Below are 17,638 nucleotides of genomic sequence, written 5' to 3' on the forward strand. Positions count from 1 at the left end.
TACGATCCATTGATGGTTCTTCGTCAAGCTGTCTCTATCTGGGCAAGATAAGTCTGTAATCCGCTTAACATATTCTGAAAACTCAGGGAGGTATTGGCTTCGAGTGAAAGATGCGGAGATATTTTTCGGGCTCCAGCCATTTTTTGATAGTTCTTTACCAGCTTTTTCAGCTCTTCCTGTGCATTGGCCAGAGCATCGGGATTCCTGAACTTTTTGCTCTGCTGCTTGCCAGGCAGCTTCGGCAGATCAAAAGCGGCTCCAACCGCAGCAAGGTCACCCAGAAACCAGCTTTCCAGCTCATGAACGACGATTCGAACGAGCGTTTCAGGGCGATGACTGTCTATACATAATTGCTTTAAACGCTGCTTCAGCTGAACGCAATCCCCCTGATCTTTGTCTCGAATCACAACAAACCAGCTGTCTGGTACATTCCAGCTCTTAAGTTTGATGGGGATGGATTTTTCCAAATCCTGCTTGCCCTCATGGGGAATACAGAGAAACGAAACATTCGGCGGCAAAACACGGGGCAAAAGATGGTCGAGTAAAATCTTTGCAGAAGGCTCTTCCAGCATAAACACCAGCTGAGTCATTAAGGGTTTACCCCCTCAAACAGACCTTGTTTCCACAGTGCACCGGGCAAATCGCCCCCTTTGATTAAGCTAACAAGCAGCGCATTATCAGAGGCGCGTTCAATGGTGGTGACACCGTCTTTTTTCTTGAGCCAGAAAATCTCATCCAGCTGAATACTGTTCAGCATATCTGGCGAGTGACTGGTTACCATCACCTGACCGCCGCGGTCAGAATATTCCCTGAACTCTTCAGCCAGCTCAGGCATCAGGCTTGGATAGAGCTGGTTCTCTGGTTCCTCAACACAGAGAAGAGGGTGGGGGGAAGGGTCGTTTAACAGCAATAGATAAGCAAACATCTTAATAGTTCCATCGGATACGTACCGGGCAATAAAAGGATCTTTGAAGCTGCCATCCTGAAACTTTAATACTATCCGTCCATCGTCGGTTTCTGCTGCCTTAACGCCCTCAACCCCCGGAACTCGCTGCTTCATTTTATCCAGCACACGCTGAAAAATATCCGGATGCTGTTCAAAGAGGTACTGCGCGACCAACGCTGTATTATCCCCACGGGATGAGAGGTGTTCAGCATAGCCGGCATCATTGGTAATACGTGCATCGCTGATATGAAAATCCGATACATGCCAGTGTTCGATCAGCTGGCGAAAAGCATTGGCGGCCTTAAAACGCTGGAACTGCCCTAAACCTTTGACGGCCAGAATATCCGGGCTATCTAACGTTTGTTCTTCCCGATCCAGTTCAGAGTCTTTTTTATTGAAATCTTCTTCGTTCAGGATGGCGTAGCCAGAGCCGTTACTGAAATCGAGAAAGTGAAAAGGGGAGCCATAGCTACCCCGTTTATAGCGTAATATTTCTCTGGCTATCACTGGCTTATTGTTGTCCAGCTTGATTTCCAGAACGTAAGTAACCAGTCTTTCCACATCGCCGATGGTAATTCGGAACTGAAGGGTAAAGACGATTGGTTGATCAATACAGCCCCGGGTAACGACTTCTTTAAAGCCGCCACGCTTCTGAAGCGCTGTACGAACATTGCCTGCCAGAGCATCTTTCAGAAAACCGAACACATCAAATAGAGTGCTTTTACCGCTGCCATTTGCCCCTACAAATACACACAGGCCAGGCATGTTTCGAATCTGAACATCCTGAAAAACCCGGTAATTTTTTATAGAGAGGGATTCAAGCTTCAAGGTGCTGCTCCCGTAAACGTGTCAGTTAATAATGATAGTTTCATAAGGTTACCATTTTTGACTTAGCTTGTTCGACTCGCATCGCTGGATGAATAAAACCAGCAACCGCTGCCATTTCCATCCCCACGCAGGACCCAAAGAGCCTAACAGCATGGGAACGAGATAATATTCTGTTCCCGTCGTAGGTCGGTAATTCTGCAAGAATTGCCGACATCATGCCGCATCTCGGGGTCCGATTGTCGGCAACCCTGCGGGTTACCGACCTACATTTATCAGGCCGCAACGATTTCCTTCAAGGCTTCTGTGCTGGTGTTTTCAGGCAGGCGCAGTTCGCCGGAGATTAGTTTGGGCAGCAAGGTGTCTCTGAGTTTGGCTAAGCTCTGAATACTTTTTGTGAGGCCAAATGATTTACTGAATAATGAGTCAACTTGCAGATCAAATGCTCTCACCAATTTTTCATCAGGAACGGTTACCATAAGCTCTTTGAGATTTTTTACGGTTACGTGTCCCAGTCCAGTCGTCTGTTTATCTCTGGCTATCTCGGCAAACACTGGCCTCAGGTAACGGAGTAAACCTAAAAGGAAAGATCGACTTATATCAGTATTTGGATCAACTCTGAAAATATGCTGATTCAGCCAAGCAGGGCCAAGAGGCCAAACAAATGTATCGATTGATGTGTCCGGATTACCCGACCAGGAAAAGAGAATATCCTCATCTTTTAAACGATACTTCTCTGGCATTTCGATAGTGGAAAAACCAGTCTGCGGAGTAATACCTGACTTTAATTCGGCAATCTTAATAATTGGTAAGCCTTGTTGATTTTTATTTGGGTTAAACGCTTTATAAGCCGCTCCATTCACAAATACAGCCAAATTGTATATTGGCTTTACCTCCCACCCCTCCGGAATCCACCCCATTTCCGCATCAAACACAAAGCAGTTGGGAAATAGTTGACGAATAGACTCCGGCAACCTGTCGTCTGAAGCATCCGTCGAAAGGAAGGCTTTGCGCTGTTCGGCACGAGCCTGCAACGGCTCGGGAATCTCATGCCCCGCCGCCAGTGCGTTATCGATCACCGGATCAAAATCCACAAACCAGCTTTTAAACAGGGCTTGCGCCATGGCTTCGAGGGTTTGGTTGGTTTGACGATTGAGTTGGATTTTGTCATCAAGAACAGAAATCAGATTATCAATGTGATCTTGAATTTCTCTCTTAGGCCATTTTGTTGGCAATAGGTGTACATGGTTGCGGTTAAGAGCAGGGTTTGCCGCCCCAACGTCCATCTTTTTCAGTGCTTCTGCCATGTTTCTGAAGAAGTAATAAACAAACCTTGGATTATTTCCCTTAAAATCCTTTACCCACAAAGTCGTATCATGCGGCCAATAGTCTTTATCAAGATAAAATGCAGTTCCAAGGCTGCCTTTTCGTCCTAGAACAACACCAGGTGCCTGAACTTTGGACTCATTATGAAAGCTTGATATGCCACCAGAAGATACAACAGGTATTTCACCTGGTTGTTGTTGCTTTTTAGTGATATCAAAACCACGTTGTAGAGTTACCTGATCGCCAATAGTTGTATCAAAAAAGTCAGCGACCATAACCCAACACCTCCAGATTCCCACGAATCACAGCATCCAGCTTTTCCGCATCCTGCATTTGTTGATAAAGGGTCTGGCTCAGTTCCTTCATTTTGGTTTCAAACAGCACACCATCGTCTTCCAATTCCGCTGCGCCCACATAGCGCCCCGGCGTCAGCACATAGTCGTTTGCTGCCATTTCTTCGAGGGTGGCGACTTTGCAGAAACCGGCCTTATCGTCGTACATGCCCGCTTTGGTTTCACCACGGAAGGCGTGATAGGTGCGGGCAATCTCGGCAATGTCGTCGGTGGTCAGTTCTTTGGTGGTGCGGCTGATCATGGTGCCCATCTGGCGGGCATCAATAAACAGGGTTTCCCCTTCACGGCCTTTCGTGCCTTGTTCGCTATTGCCTTTTTTGTTTTTGGTCAGGAACCAGAGGCATACCGGAATCTGTGTGGTGTAAAACAGCTGCCCCGGCAGAGCGATCATGCAATCCACCAAATCGTTTTCGATCATCTTGCGGCGAATGGTGCCTTCGCCACTGGTGTTGGAACTCATGGAACCGTTGGCCAGCACAAAACCGGCGGTGCCGTTGTCGGAGAGTTTGCTGATCATGTGCATGATCCAGGCATAGTTGGCGTTGCCCGTGGGCGGGGTTTCGTAACCGTCCCAGCGCGGGTCGTCGCTCAGCTCGTTTTCCTGCCGCCACTGTTTCTGGTTAAAGGGCGGGTTGGCCATGATGAAGTCGGCCTTCAGATCGGGATGCTGATCTTTGAAAAAGGTGTTGGCGGGCACATCGCCAAAGTTGGCAGAAATGCCCCGAATGGCAAGGTTCATCTTCGCCAGCTTGTAGGTGGTGCTGGTGTATTCCTGCCCGAAGATGGCGATGTCTTTGCGGTTGCCCTTATGGCTGTCCACAAATTTGATGGATTGCACAAACATACCGCCGGAACCACAACAGGGGTCGTATATTTTGCCCTTGTAAGGTTCAATCATTTCCGCAATCAGCGTTACGATGCTTTTGGGCGTGTAGAACTCACCGCCGCCTTTGCCTTCCGTTGCCGCAAACCGACCGAGGAAGTATTCATAAACCCGACCCACCACATCCTGCTCGGTCATGTCGCAGTCGTTGGCGATGGTTTCGATATTATTGATGGTGTCGATCAGCGCCGACAGTTTGGATGCATCCAACCCCAAGCGGGAGAAATAGTTATCCGGCAATGCGCCCGCCAGCGACGGGTTGTTCTTTTCAATATCGTGCAGCGCCGAATCAATTTTGATGGCGATGTCATTCTGCTTGGCGTGCTGTAAAACATACGACCAACGACTTTCTTCCGGCAGGTAGAACACGTTGTCTTGCGTGTAGAAATCCACCATATCCACAAAATCGGCGCCGTATTCGTTGGCGACTTTGGCTTTCTGAACTTCAAACTTGTCGCTGATGAATTTCAGGAAGATCAAACTTAAGACGATGTGCTTGTATTCAGAGGATTCAACACTGCCACGGAGCTTGTTCGCGGAATCCCAGAGGGTTTCTTCAAAGCCTTTTGCCGGGCTTTTTTTAGCAGGACTTTTTTTAGCGGGAGTAGCCATAGGGAGGTCGGTATGATGGGTGTGAAATGGATAACGGAGTCATCGTATCATGGATGACTTTTTGGGTGTATTACTTTGGTTTAGGGGAGTAACCGATCAAATTTAAACGCAATGGGTATGATCATGCTGTACGTTATCCCGAGGGGGAAACGGCAAATTTCTGCAACATCTACGCATCTATATGTCGTTCTGTTTGTAGTGACTTTCTTCTTTCATCAAGACATATTCAGTAGTAAAGGTGCCTGATAATGAGTGAACCGCTTCCAGGAAATAATGAGCTCTATGCTGCAGAGCAGGCTTTAAGAAAAATTGGTTCTAATGTTTGGTTTTCTGGGCTTTCTGATGAGTGGCAAGATTTTTTGATCTCAAACACCGTGGAACATTTTGATACTTACGAGCTATCAATGCACGAAGCTGCGATGATTATGATTCAGGTCTTTCAGAAGCTGATAGGAAACAACCCCGAACTCTTGCAGTTAAACCCTTGGGAAACCGTATTGAAATAATATTGAGTGACCGCTGTATGCTGATACCCAAAAAACACATAGAGTTGAATTATTGTTAATCCACCTGAACCTCAAGCTTGATCGCTATTTTTTCTACGAGCTCTGTCAGGTAGTTTAGTTGCCCGGTGTGATTATCCAGCACTCCCCGCTGTTCTTTCTGTTCACTTTGCAGGTTGTTCATTTGCCGTTGCTGGTTGTCTGCACTGTCCTGCAAGTGTCTGATCAATTCCCCGTGATGTTGTAGCTGGCGTTGAGTTTCGTGCGCCAGTTGTCGTAGGTCTCGCTGTCCGTTGATCAGGATGTCCATTTCAGTCGTTATTTGTTCGATTTTTTCTTCGGTTGCCATAGAGTTGCCCCTCTGTATTAAGGCAACTATAGGGATTGGGTTGAGTGTGGCAAGTTCTGGACTACTGTATATTGCGCTGTATAGTTCAAAGCTGTCTAATAACGTCTAGATTTAGTTCCCCGCCACCGACAGGAGCGTGGCTCTAATGGATGACGGAGCCTCGGGGTGGGGTTCTTTTCAGTGTAGCTTTTAGTACGATGACTGAAGTTGAAATACTGTGTGTCGGTCTAAAGGTTTTGCATTCTCAATGGAAGTTGTCGTATGAAATTAAACAGCTTAAGCGATATATTTGAGCGCCGTTTGCTGAGAATCCCTGATTATCAGCGTGGCTATGCTTGGAAAGAACACCAAAGTAGAGGACTTTTGGGAAGATATTTGCCAATTGGATAATGACCGTATTCATTATACTGGTGTGATTACGCTTGAGCCTGTGAAATCCAATCTATTCCAACGCTGGGAAAAAGATCTCTGGTTAATCGAAGGTGTTGGTTTTCGACCTTTTTATGTGGTTGATGGTCAGCAACGCTTAACCACTTCGATGATTCTATTGCAGGCTATTCTTGAGTCTGTCGATGAAGGGGCAGAACTGAATTACCAGTCTATCGCCTCGATTCGTAAGCATTTTATTTTTTTCGAAGCGGACAATAAGCTACAGCAAAGTTTCATCTTTGGGTATGAGAGAGATAATCCCAGTGATGAGTATATGAAAACCAAGATATTTTGTGAGCACTCCGGCTCGAACCAGTTCGTAGAAACGCTCTACACCCGAAATCTAAGCTTTGCCAAGCATTACTTTAAGCTCGTTTGGGTGAAATATCTACAAATGAGATCGCCTTAATATTTAAGAAGCTCACACAAAAACTGAAATTCAATCTATACGAAATAGATGAAGAAATTGATGTGTTTGTTACCTTTGAGACAATGAATAACCGAGGCAAACCGCTTACTAGCCTTGAACTACTCAAGAACAGGTTGATCTATCTTTCTACCTTATTCAAGGATAATGATGGACGAGATCAGCTCAGGGTTAATATCAATGATGCGTGGAAAACCATGTATGAGTATCTTGGGAAAAATCCTGAGGCTCCTTTGGATGACGATCTGTTTCTCCGTAACCACTGGACGATGTATTTCAAATATACCCGCCGCAAGGGGGATGATTACATCAAATTCTTATTGGATGAGAAATTCAATGCGAGAAATATTACTCATCCTAAAAATGCAGATGATGAAATCCAGATTGAAGAAATCTCAGAGTATGTAAAGAGCCTCCAACAGTCAGTTGTCTGCTGGTTCTATATGCACAACCCCTATCATGCACAGGAAAATCAACTGACAGATACTCAAAAACTGTGGCTTAGCCGTTTAGACCGCTTGAGCTTTAGGTCTTTCAAGCCCCTGATTTTGTCGGCATTCGTCTCAAAGCAAGATCCTGAGATGATCAGAAAGTTACTAGAGGCTGCCGAACGTTATAACTTTACTTTGTTTAACTTGAGTCAACGTCGCGCTAATACAGGTGATACTGAATTTTTCACTTTGTCGCGAGAACTTCTGACAGGGTCGAAATCCATTGAGGAAGTGGTAGCCACTATTGATGGATGGATTAATTATTACTATGACCCTGAGAGGTTTCTAGCCAACATTGAAGAAAAATATGAGCTAGGCGGAGATGGTTTTTACTACTGGGATGGCATTCGTTACTTCCTCTATGAGCATGAGCAGTGGCTTAGAGAGAAACGAAAACAGGCAACCAGTAAGCTGTCTTGGGAAGTGCTGAAAACCAACAAGAAAGACCATGTGACCTTGGAACACATTTTCCCGCAAACACCAGATAATGCCTACTGGATTGATCGCTTTGGTCATCTAAATGAGCAGGAAAAGCGTGCTCTAACTCATTCTTTGGGTAACTTGTTACCTTTATCACGCTCCAAAAATTCGTCACTGCAAAACGACAGCTTTCCACAAAAAGTGAATAATGGTGATGGGGTCGGTTATTACAACGGCTCTGTATCAGAGAACGAGGTGGCACAAAACCAGGATTGGACTCCCGTTGAAATTCTAAACCGTGGATTGGAACTTCTCGGGTTTATGGAACAGCGTTGGAATATTGAGTTAGGTGACATGGACTTTAAAGGTCGATTACTCCATTTAGATGAAATCGAGATCGAGTTCGAGATCGAGATGGCATAACAAGTTGTTACCCACCGGAAAATCGAGAGAAGGCGAGTGATTTTCCGGTGGGTAGTGCGTTAACCCTAATAGCAAGCACCCCGATAACCGGTAATTTGAGAGCATGACAATGAAACTAAAGGAAGTCCTTTCATATCTTGAACAAAATCCTGGCGGCTCATTTACTGCCATCAGCTACGATGAGACTGAACGGTTTATGAAGGTCTATCAGGCATCAAACAACGTAAGTGATCCCGAGTGGATTACGGTTTGGTATGATGGAAGTGAGTTATTTTCAGGGACTGGTGAAGAAGAAAGCTATACGCCAGATGAACTTCCAGCAGAAGTTAGTGATCTTAACTTTCAGCCATCTAAAGAGTTACCTTCTATATTAGGCTACACATCAGAACATTCAGCGCATCTTCTTTTCCCCGAGCTCCCAGACCCAGAATTTCTCGCTACGCCTCAAGAAAAAAGAGATTTTGCAAACCAGTTGGCAACTATTTTTAGAGACAGACATTAAACTGTTTTTTCAGTGGAAGTACCTGACTGCCCCCTGAATTTGACGCCCTATTCCAAATGAGCACATAGCCTTACTAACAGCGGCAGGTACTTTATTTGATAAATGGAAAGTCATAGCTTGCCTCCGCATCAAGTCCAGCGTCTTCGCACTGATGCGAGAAACTAAAGTGCAGATGCAATTCAACATCTATCAGTATCTATGATTATACGAAGCTATTAATGATGCAGGAAACCGCTGGCACAACCCAAAACCAAAGGTAGTATAAATTTAAAAACCCACGCGATGTTCGACTTTTAAACTGACCTGACAAAGGCATGACTGACCTACTTTTCTGCTATTAAAAACAGTGGATACAAAGGAGGAAACCAGCCATGCCCATTGAACAGTTTATCACTACTGTCTTCTGCCTGATCGACGATTTAATCAAAGAACTAGTTCCATCACCTCTGAGAAGCCGCGGTTATCCACCAAAGCTTTCAGATAGTGAAGTGATCACCATGGAGGTCACCGGTGAATGGCTTGGACATCATGCTGATAAGCATATCTGGAAGTATTTTGCTCAACATTGGCGACACCTGTTTCCTGATATTCCATCACGGTCCACATTCGTCAAGCAGGCCGCTAACTTATGGGCCGTTAAACAGAAACTTCAGCAGCAACTCGTTCAGTTGATGCATGCTGATAATGCAGATATTCACCTGATTGACGGCTTTCCCATCGATGTCGCGGTAAGGACAAGAGCACCCAGAAGTAAAGTCTTTAAAGGGGAGGCTGACTACGGTTACTGTGCCTCAAAGAATAAGCATTTCTACGGATTTCAGGGGCATCTACTGGTTGAAGCTCGCGGTATTCCCGTTGGATTTACGCTGACTGCCGCTAATATTGATGAGCGTGACGCTGCTTATGACATGGTGGAGGTCATTGCCGGACTCTTGTTGGGTGACAAAGGATACATACGACCAGAGTTCAAAGTAGACTGTCGGGAGTTAGGTATCGACCTACAGACACCGCTAAGAAAAAATATGAAAGATGATAGACCAAAGTCGTTTTTGAAATTAATCATGCGGGTACGACGGAGGATTGAAACAGTTATTGGCCAACTGGCAGAACAATTTGAAATCGAAAGGTGCCGTTGTCGAGACAGGTGGCATATGACTTCGCGTATAGCCAGGAAGCTTTTGGCTCACAACATGGGTTCATATCTGAATATCAGTGCAGGGAAAGCACCGATTCAGTTTGAAAACCTGATTGCTGCCGCTTAAAAATTAGTGAAACTTCGCTGTGGTACAGCTTTTGAAGTTTTAGTTGGACTTACTTTCATGCAAAGTTAATAACCTGCAAGTCGAACATCGCGTAAACCCAGAATAAATATTGACCGAATGATCAATTTTAGTTGGTGTAGGTGTTTCAGATGTCTGTACGATGGTTTTGAAATGGATAACAGAGTCATCGCATCATGGAAGACTATACCATTGAATTACTTTGGAAGAGGCGCGATGCTATGTTGAAACAGTATAACATTCACCCCTCGGAATGATGGTAAGGTTCACTAATGAGGGGCTCAATTATGCAGGAGTAATCTCTCAGGGATGATTTGCCTCCAACCAGCGGAAGACGAACATTTTGCCTCTTTTCTCTGCAGGCAATTACATATTCGGGGAGAAGTGTGGTCCGTCGTTGAGCACAAAAGATGCTTCCTCAATAACAAAGGTGGAGCTCCGCGTTTCATTCCAGGTCCTGATCATTTCTCACTCTATGCAAAGATGATGAGGAAGTCAGAAGCACAGTTCTTTGATGAACACACGCTGTTTTTACTATTGGTGATTTACCATCAGGAGAGGTCGAGCTTACCACCTGCCCCTGAAGATGTTTCGCTGCAAAGCGCCCTGCATTTTTGTGCGTCCTGTATGATCGAATCGGTACAGTCCAATGGTTGGGCATATATCAAACGGAGCTGGGTTGTTCCGGGTGTTCGGTCATGCCTCAAACATAAAAAAAAGCTGATAGACATCCGCTCTGTGTATTGCGGTTGCTATTCATTGGATGTTCCCAATTGGTTTATAGACTTTCTGCTGGGGAAGTGCTCAGAATGTCAGAGTTATTTATGGGGAGAAACACAGGAGGTGGCAGAAGAGGAGGATATGACGTTTGCCCGCATTCTGGAAAGCCTATAAACCAAAACTCACTTGAAACCATCGGTTTTATTTTGGTTTTGGCTTAACCGGTTTTCTGAGCACCTCTTCCTCCTCGTCAAGAGACGTCTTGGTATGGAGTCTGTCGGCTAACTCGACTGGTTTTTGGTTAATCTGCACGCAGAAGGCTTTGACATTCTTCACCAGTTCATCTTGGGTGCTATGACAATAATGATAAGTTACCTCCTCTCTCAACCAACGCCAAAGAGCCTCAACTGGCATAAAATCAGGACTGTACGGAGGTAGCCAGACTAGCTCTATTTTTAGATTTTTTGCAGCCTCGCAGACGTCAAATGACCGATGATAGGACGCACCATCCCAAATAACAGTAATTTGTCGTTCAAGATTCTCCTGTCGAATACGCTCCAGAACATTCACAGTATGTTGTGAATTGCCTTTGGGGTATGGCCAAATCCTAACCTGGCCCTCGTTGTAGTAATAAATCCCGTAAAACGTGACTTTGGATAGCCCTGGAGAGCAAGAAGACACAAAGAGTCTACCGCCTTTAGCTGACCACCCACTACCGATATCCGTATCCTGATGAATGTGCGCTTCGTCAATATAAACGATCAGTTTTTCTTGCCTGGTTGCCTGCTGAAGTAACGGCTCAAGCTGCTTCAGATAGTCTGCTCTTTTTTCAGGATCGGCACGATTCAGGAGCTTCTTCGCCTTTTTCCAGGAGATATTATTCCTTTTCAAAACACGGCGAATAGTTTCCCGGGAGCAAGTAAAGTTCCATTTCACCTTGCACCAGTTTACTAACCTTTTAAGAGTCCAGCGAGGGAGTGACGACTTTTCAGCATTTGCAGCGGCTTCAGCCGAACGGTGGATGGCTTGAGTGATGATTGAGGTAACGGTTAGACAAAAGGGGGGTGTCCGCCTGTACGCTTATACTGCAGAGCCTTTGGGCCGAATTCATTATAAGCTTTGATCCATTTCCACAAGGTGTGTGTTGCGCGTTTGGTGCTGAAGGCCACCTGTGAAGCGGATTGCTCACAACAGACTTGATAAAGGGCCATAAAGCGTTCGCGCGTCCTATGGTGAGGTTCTGATAATCCAGATTGATAGAGGCATTCTGGGGATTGATTCCATTTATCGTGTAGGACTTTAAGCATGAATCGAATAGTTATGGCAAAAAATGATCTGTAATTATACGTCTTGAATCGTTTTTCGTTTCATGCTTTGGATCAATTTATCTGCTCATTTAGAACCGTATGTTTCAAATGAGTTTTGGTTTAGCACCCTAAAAAACCATAATTCCGTTTGTTAATGTAACGCTTGCAAATGACTGCGATGACTCAGAGAAACATATTTTTTGAAAAATAAAAACTCTGATAGCACTATAGGAAGCATTCCCAGATGTTCGCAAAACCATAAATTATGATTTTCTGTAAGGTGTTGGCTGGTTAGGGTTAACATCTTCAAACCTGCTTTCAGTCTCTTTCAGATAAGGCTCATGAGAAGCCAGTAAAACCGCCTCAAATGCCTTAATCGCAGAATCAAACGCATTTGACTTGACTGTCGACCGAAGCGCAAACTTTTCACGCTCATTAATGGTCGTTGCTGTCGCCAGAGTGCTGTATTTCTTTGACACCTTGCTAATACCTGACTGGAGCTTCCTGCTCATCCCGGAATCGGAAAATGCAAGGTTAGAGGTATAAAAAGTAAGGTATTCACCTTTTAAAGTGGAAAAGCATTTGTCCCAAACACCATTTTCAAGCTCATCAAGAATCGTTTGAGCCTTTGTCTTGTCTTCCGCTAAACCATGTTGACTATCACGAACGGCCTGATAATGATTTTTGATAATATCCTTCATGCCGCTGAATTCATGGCCTGCATTTTCATCTTGAGATGCCATATTGACCATAATTTTGGCGAGTCTTTCTTTATTATTACTGTTCTCCAAAAACGCCTGCCACTTCTCAGCCTTCTGCCCTATTTTCCAGCCATTATAACGAGTCTGCACATAAGTGACCGTATTCGTGCCCAGCTCTTCACCTTTATAGTGGTATGCATAATGATCAGCCGCCACTTGTCCAGAAACAGAAACCATCCCAGTAATGGGCACTTTCCCACCCTGTTTCACAGCGAGTTCTTCGCCAGTGAGCAAACGCTTGTATTGCTGGTGGTAACATCCATCCTCTCCCTTGACAAAAAATAGTTCCATTTTCAGGTGTTTGGCTCCTTGCAATAAAGACTCAGCCCCGGATGTCGCATCTATCATTAAGGGAGCCTCACCATCGATAGAAGGCAACGTGCCCAGCAGCCTGGTCAGTGACTCCGTCAGGTCACCTTCAGCCAAAGAGGCTGTGCCTACAAAACTTCCTCTCAACACCACGAATAAATAGTCACCATCGGAATCAGGATTTGGTTCATTCCTATTCTTGATGCGTCTTACATCAACCAGCCCTTCGAAAGGTCCCAGAGCTAGCTTTGCGATTTTGTCATTGAATTTTATAGAACCATGAAGCTGTTTATTAAGCATTAAGTACTTTTCAATATTTTTCTGAGATACATGGATATCAGGAACAGAAAGGTCCTGCTCAATAAAATCCAGCCACTCAGAATTAACCCCCGAGCTGTTAACGTGTGGCAAAAGCTTTTCGGCCTGCTTATATATACTGCTTAATCTGGCATGGGCCACCATAAACCGCTGAAGCATTTCTGGCGGCTTTCTAGCGCCACGCCGGTGGAGAATATCGGTTACTTCTGAGTGATGCTTCTTACTGTTAAGCTGTTTTTCAGTATTTACTTGACTGCAATAAAACTTATACTCCTGATAGTTCTGCTCTATTAATTGTCTAACTTCATCCTGCATAGCAGATAACTCTTTTGATACAATGCCCGACTGAATACGCTTGCCACTTTTTAACTTCAGGTTCGTCGCACTTTTCAGTACTTCCAGTCTATTACCTAACAAGGGGATAACACTGGCACCATCATAAGATAAAATTGTACTGCCATCCGACTTTGCATTACTAAAACTATCCTCAGAGATAACGCTTAATTGATCAAAATACCCTTTTTTATCTCTGGTAATGGCCATATTGTAAAAGTATTTATCATAATCTTTAAACCACTCCGGATGCTTGCTTAGCTGAGTTAACATCGGCGTTTTTTTAGTAAATGTATTTGCCCACTTGGTATCAGTCAAATCAAGCCCAAATGACTTAGCAATTCTCACTCCCACCTGCTTCTCAGTTGTTTCTCTTTTTATCGCTAAAGGCACAGCTTTTGCTGTAGCACCATATTTCAGCTTCCCTTCTTCAACAGCACTCATTCCCAGCACTTGAAACTGCTCTTCTAGTTGAGAGACATTTTCAATAATACGTTTTTTCAACACTCTACTTTCTTTTATCTGATGTATCTTATCCCAGGATTTTTTCGAAGGCATTTTATGAGTATGCAGCGCGAATAAAACTGAATCCCCATAATAATCAATAAATTCATCAATATTATTAAATTCCTTCCCCTTAATCACTCCGGCTGCACCCGTAAGATACCCTTTAGCCAAATCAATTCCCACAGTTAGCCGAAGGCTGAATTTTTGATTATCAAAAAGTCTTATCGTGGTATCATCACAACCTAACAGTTGTGTCGATACCTCTACCCCTGCATCCAGCTTTGCTATATTCACATCAACACTAGCCTGCCCCCTCACTCTTAACAACGACTCTTCACTAGGATTTTCAAAGCGGGAAAATGCATCACGTAGCTTTTGTTTGCATTCATTTCCAAGATAATCAAAATAGAAATCCTTCACAATATCTTTAACAAGGCCAAAAGATAAAGCCAAAGCATCATACTCTGCCCTGGCCTGAGATTTATCCTGATGATGTGTTATTTCAATTTCTTTTTCTGTCTTTGCTCCCAATATTTGAGCAAAATTATCCATCTTTTCAAACAGTTCTCCTGCTTCCCCCCCCCCGTATTTTTCAAAATCTTTAATCGCCTGACTTAGATTAAGAGCTCCCAGCTGACTCCGGAGTGAATATCCAGACATAAACGTCTTTGCCCGTTGCATTAATTGGGTTGCCATTTTATGGACTGTTTCTTTTTCATTAACTCGTATCAACCTTTGAGCTTTTTCAGAACGACTGACAGGCGTTTCAGGTGTCTCACTTTCACTATTCTGCAGCACCATATCCGATGGAGCTTCCATCATAGCTACCCCCTCAGGCCCAAGCTCAGCAAGTGCTTCTGCTATTGCTTTATTTGTGACTTCAGCCCCCATTTGGTTTAACGCATCTTCATACTCCTCACCAGCATCAGAATTATCTTCGACACTTTCGCTCAATACCTGACTGTCAGAAAGCAAGGAATTAGAATTATCCTTTGAATCGATTTTTTCTACTCGATAGTTGCTTATTGATTTCCGCTCGTCTTCGGAAAAAAAATGCGAGTCATCCCGAGGTATCTGCTTTGATGCCCCCTCTTTGTCCTGACTTACCGAACTAGAGGTTTCTTTATTTATTTGCTGAGGGACATCAATAAGTTCAGGCTGTATGCCTTTTTTTCCTGAAGGGCCTTCCATAGCTTTTCCTATCTGAGCATCCAAACTCAAGCAATGTATTTATACGACACTAGGCTGTTGAAAAGTTGTACTATGCTCAGAAAAAAGCGACAACCTCCTGGTTAACGCAATAGAGCAGAAATGCCCAGCCTTTCAAAATGCCGTGCCGTATCAACGGCACGAAAACACCGACTTACGTACCTCAAGCCTAAAACCATAATAATCAACATAGATATAACATGAAAATTCACAACAACTCCACTTATTGCGTATTCTGGCGAACATGAACGCTCATTCTGGTGTATCGTGAACACCTTCACTCCCTTAAGAAGTGTAGGGTCAGGTCTTTATTTGTGCATCTGTAGTTATGGTAGACGACATTTATTATGCAAAAAGAAAGACCTGGCCCCAGCTTTCGGCCCAGCTTTCTGCTCAAGTCATTGCAGCAGGAAGACTTGAAGAAAGTCATTCATCAGGCGCTGACAGATGAGCGGGGGTTGTCTGAAAATACGGTGTCTCTGGAACCTGAAGCCGAAGAGGTGTCAATTCGCTACGCTGACGGCGATGCGCGACGAGTGCTGAATATTCTGGAAGTGGCTGCGGACCTTTGTCATGACGGAGTGATTCGGTCCGACAGCATTATGGATATATTGTCCGACACCGGTCGTCGTTTTGATAAAGGTGGTGAAGCGTTTTACGACCAGATTTCTGCCTTTCATAAATCGGTTCGGGGGTCCAGTCCGGATGGGGCTTTGTATTGGGCGGCAAGAATGGTGGATGGTGGCGCAGATCCGTTGTATATCATTCGTCGTTTGGTGGCGATTGCCAGTGAGGATATTGGTAATGCTGATCCAAGGGCGCTGGATATTGCCATCAATGCCTGGCAGGCTTTTGAACGACTGGGTGCGCCTGAACCTAAATTCAGCAGTTGAAAATTGAACTAGCCCTGAAGGCCATGCGATATATGGGTTTGGACAGATTTACCCGCTCACCCTTTGGGTGAATACATCAATTCGGTTCAAAATCAGGTACAGCAAGGGTTTTCATGGATTATATGAGATTCAACTGATGAATTTAGGCTGAAGGTTTACTGGCACTGGCCCATGCCACGGTTTATTGCGCCTGCGCTCCGAAAAGTAATGCGGTATATCTGGCCTGGAAAGCAGCACTGGACGATGTCCGCGGCAACCCTTCCCACGAAGTGCCTTTGCATCTCAGAAATGCGCCCACCAAACTGATGGGAGAGTTGGGTTACGGCCAACAATACCGATACGCACACGATGAGCCAGATGCGTATGCGGCCGGCGAGTGTTATTTTCCTGAGACGATGGAACCAAGGCAATATTATCAGCCGAACGAACGGGGTCTGGAGATCAAAATTAAAGGGAAGCTGGAGTATTTGCGCCAGCAAGATGCTGACACGTTGTCGAATAAGTCGTAGTGCTTTGCTTACATGGGGTCACTCTGACCTTGCTTGATGGCTGGTGGAAAGTCGACTTGTAATTGCTCGACGAAGGTTTTGAGCTCCTCCAGATCCAATGATTTCAGAGGGGATTGAATCCAGATAATGGCGCAATCTGCATTTTCAGTGGTAAACACTCCGCTTTTGATGAACGTGTCACTGAAACTGTTTAACGCCAATAACTGACAATACTGTTCAGGCTCAAGGTTGTCGATGAATGCATCAATGAGTCGGAATACAACGACGGATTCTGTGTTCGGTTGAAAAGCAATATGAAGCAGACTTTCATCGTCCAATTCAAAACTGTACTCATCACGGTCTTCCGGCTTTTCAATATTCAGTTGCTGGAACAGCTCAGAAACAAGAGAGTGAAAATAATCCATTAGAATGACGCTCCTTTCAGGGTGTTCTGGCTCAGATGCCTATTGACTTGGCTCTCGAAACGGCATCAGCCAAGGACTTAATGACGACTCCGGCGACTTTTGTTCGTTGATTGTGTTTAAGCATGTATCCTACGATCTTGCCTGCCTTGGCGCATTTTTGTATGAATTCAGCATTATTTCGACATTGAGAGACCAGCTCTTTGGCTTTGCCAGCCCTAGCGCCATCAGGTATTAATGCTTTGATTCCCAAGCTGTCATATTTGGTTTTAAGGGTGTACTGGCCTACTAGTCCGCTGGTTATTGGTGATGTTTTGTTGATTCCATCCATTGCGATCACCGGAGTTCCTATATTGAAAGCGCTTACTTTGAATATAACATTGCCTGCTTAATATGCAATGGATTCAGGTAATTGTGATCTAAGATGCTTTGTTCAGTAATTTAGTCCCAAAAAGGTTGATGCCAATCAACCCCAACGGTGCTGTAAATAGAATGGCTAATACAGCTAAGGAAATATAGGACACCCTTAAATTTGACTAACCGGCCAAATCGTCTACTTTTTGATCATCAAGAATTTTAATGATCAGGAATAGAAGTCATGA

The 17,638-nt window shown here is 44.5% G+C and carries 17 protein-coding genes; 8 read left to right on the forward strand and 9 right to left on the reverse strand.

Annotated features, from left to right (window positions below; genetic code table 11):
* Positions 1-23 precede the first annotated feature (23 nt).
* The 4 genes from AKL11_RS07145 to AKL11_RS07160 all read right to left on the reverse strand — a co-directional run bounded on the left by AKL11_RS07145 (position 24) and on the right by AKL11_RS07160 (position 4,945).
* Positions 24-590 carry a DUF4276 family protein gene (locus AKL11_RS07145; protein WP_067515889.1) on the reverse strand — a complete coding sequence of 189 codons (567 nt, stop codon included), beginning with the start codon at positions 588-590 and terminating at the stop codon, positions 24-26.
* Positions 590-1,774 (reverse strand): AAA family ATPase, encoded by a 1,185-nt coding sequence (locus AKL11_RS07150; RefSeq protein WP_067515890.1) that lies wholly within the window; start codon positions 1,772-1,774, stop codon positions 590-592. Before AKL11_RS07150 ends, AKL11_RS07145 begins: the two co-directional genes overlap by 1 nt.
* Positions 1,775-2,046: 272 nt before the next feature.
* Positions 2,047-3,372: a restriction endonuclease subunit S gene (locus AKL11_RS07155; protein WP_067515891.1), complete on the reverse strand. Its 1,326-nt coding sequence runs from the start codon at positions 3,370-3,372 to the stop codon at positions 2,047-2,049.
* Positions 3,362-4,945, reverse strand: coding sequence for a class I SAM-dependent DNA methyltransferase (locus tag AKL11_RS07160; protein WP_067515892.1), 1,584 nt, complete (start codon positions 4,943-4,945; stop codon positions 3,362-3,364). The genes AKL11_RS07155 and AKL11_RS07160 overlap by 11 nt, the downstream gene beginning before the upstream one ends.
* Before the next feature lie 248 nt (positions 4,946-5,193).
* Here AKL11_RS07160 and AKL11_RS07165 point away from each other — a divergent pair, with 248 nt between their 5' ends.
* Positions 5,194-5,451: a hypothetical protein gene (locus AKL11_RS07165; RefSeq protein ID WP_067515893.1), complete on the forward strand. Its 258-nt coding sequence runs from the start codon at positions 5,194-5,196 to the stop codon at positions 5,449-5,451.
* Positions 5,452-5,506: 55 nt separating this feature from the next.
* On the opposite strand, the gene AKL11_RS07170 is transcribed toward AKL11_RS07165, so the two are convergent.
* Positions 5,507-5,797: a hypothetical protein gene (locus AKL11_RS07170; protein ID WP_067515894.1), complete on the reverse strand. Its 291-nt coding sequence runs from the start codon at positions 5,795-5,797 to the stop codon at positions 5,507-5,509.
* A 331-nt stretch (positions 5,798-6,128) separates the two neighbouring features.
* Here AKL11_RS07170 and AKL11_RS25885 point away from each other — a divergent pair, with 331 nt between their 5' ends.
* The 5 genes from AKL11_RS25885 to AKL11_RS07190 all read left to right on the forward strand — a co-directional run bounded on the left by AKL11_RS25885 (position 6,129) and on the right by AKL11_RS07190 (position 10,663).
* On the forward strand, positions 6,129-6,635 hold the full coding sequence (locus AKL11_RS25885; protein WP_216636766.1) for a DUF262 domain-containing protein: 507 nt from the start codon (positions 6,129-6,131) through the stop codon (positions 6,633-6,635).
* Positions 6,602-7,987 carry an HNH endonuclease family protein gene (locus tag AKL11_RS07175; protein ID WP_216636435.1) on the forward strand — a complete coding sequence of 462 codons (1,386 nt, stop codon included), beginning with the start codon at positions 6,602-6,604 and terminating at the stop codon, positions 7,985-7,987. Before AKL11_RS25885 ends, AKL11_RS07175 begins: the two co-directional genes overlap by 34 nt.
* A 109-nt stretch (positions 7,988-8,096) precedes the next feature.
* Positions 8,097-8,489, forward strand: a complete 393-nt coding sequence (locus AKL11_RS07180; protein WP_157673451.1) for a hypothetical protein — start codon at positions 8,097-8,099, stop codon at positions 8,487-8,489.
* Between the two features lie 371 nt (positions 8,490-8,860).
* Positions 8,861-9,751, forward strand: coding sequence for an IS982 family transposase (locus tag AKL11_RS07185; protein ID WP_067515896.1), 891 nt, complete (start codon positions 8,861-8,863; stop codon positions 9,749-9,751).
* Positions 9,752-10,252: 501 nt separating this feature from the next.
* Complete coding sequence (locus tag AKL11_RS07190; RefSeq protein ID WP_157673452.1) at positions 10,253-10,663, forward strand: hypothetical protein; 411 nt, start codon at positions 10,253-10,255, stop codon at positions 10,661-10,663.
* A 27-nt stretch (positions 10,664-10,690) separates the two neighbouring features.
* Here the strand turns inward: AKL11_RS07190 and AKL11_RS07195 are convergent, their stop codons facing one another.
* Positions 10,691-11,527 carry an IS630 family transposase gene (locus tag AKL11_RS07195; protein WP_157673406.1) on the reverse strand — a complete coding sequence of 279 codons (837 nt, stop codon included), beginning with the start codon at positions 11,525-11,527 and terminating at the stop codon, positions 10,691-10,693.
* A 532-nt stretch (positions 11,528-12,059) separates the two neighbouring features.
* Positions 12,060-15,215 (reverse strand): hypothetical protein, encoded by a 3,156-nt coding sequence (locus AKL11_RS07200; protein WP_067515898.1) that lies wholly within the window; start codon positions 15,213-15,215, stop codon positions 12,060-12,062.
* Between the two features lie 365 nt (positions 15,216-15,580).
* Here AKL11_RS07200 and AKL11_RS07205 point away from each other — a divergent pair, with 365 nt between their 5' ends.
* Positions 15,581-16,126: an AAA family ATPase gene (locus AKL11_RS07205; protein ID WP_067515899.1), complete on the forward strand. Its 546-nt coding sequence runs from the start codon at positions 15,581-15,583 to the stop codon at positions 16,124-16,126.
* A 158-nt stretch (positions 16,127-16,284) separates the two neighbouring features.
* The gene (locus AKL11_RS24505; protein WP_095210237.1) at positions 16,285-16,635 is read left to right on the forward strand and encodes an AAA family ATPase; all 351 of its coding nucleotides are present in this window, start codon (positions 16,285-16,287) and stop codon (positions 16,633-16,635) included.
* A gap of 8 nt (positions 16,636-16,643) precedes the next feature.
* Here AKL11_RS24505 and AKL11_RS07215 read toward each other — a convergent pair whose 3' ends face one another.
* Positions 16,644-17,039 (reverse strand): CesT family type III secretion system chaperone, encoded by a 396-nt coding sequence (locus AKL11_RS07215; RefSeq protein WP_067515901.1) that lies wholly within the window; start codon positions 17,037-17,039, stop codon positions 16,644-16,646.
* A gap of 31 nt (positions 17,040-17,070) precedes the next feature.
* Positions 17,071-17,367: a hypothetical protein gene (locus AKL11_RS07220; RefSeq protein WP_067515902.1), complete on the reverse strand. Its 297-nt coding sequence runs from the start codon at positions 17,365-17,367 to the stop codon at positions 17,071-17,073.
* Between the last annotated feature and the right edge of the window lie 271 nt (positions 17,368-17,638).

Source organism: Endozoicomonas ascidiicola, from assembly GCF_001646945.1.
GTDB classification, from domain to species: domain Bacteria; phylum Pseudomonadota; class Gammaproteobacteria; order Pseudomonadales; family Endozoicomonadaceae; genus Endozoicomonas; species Endozoicomonas ascidiicola.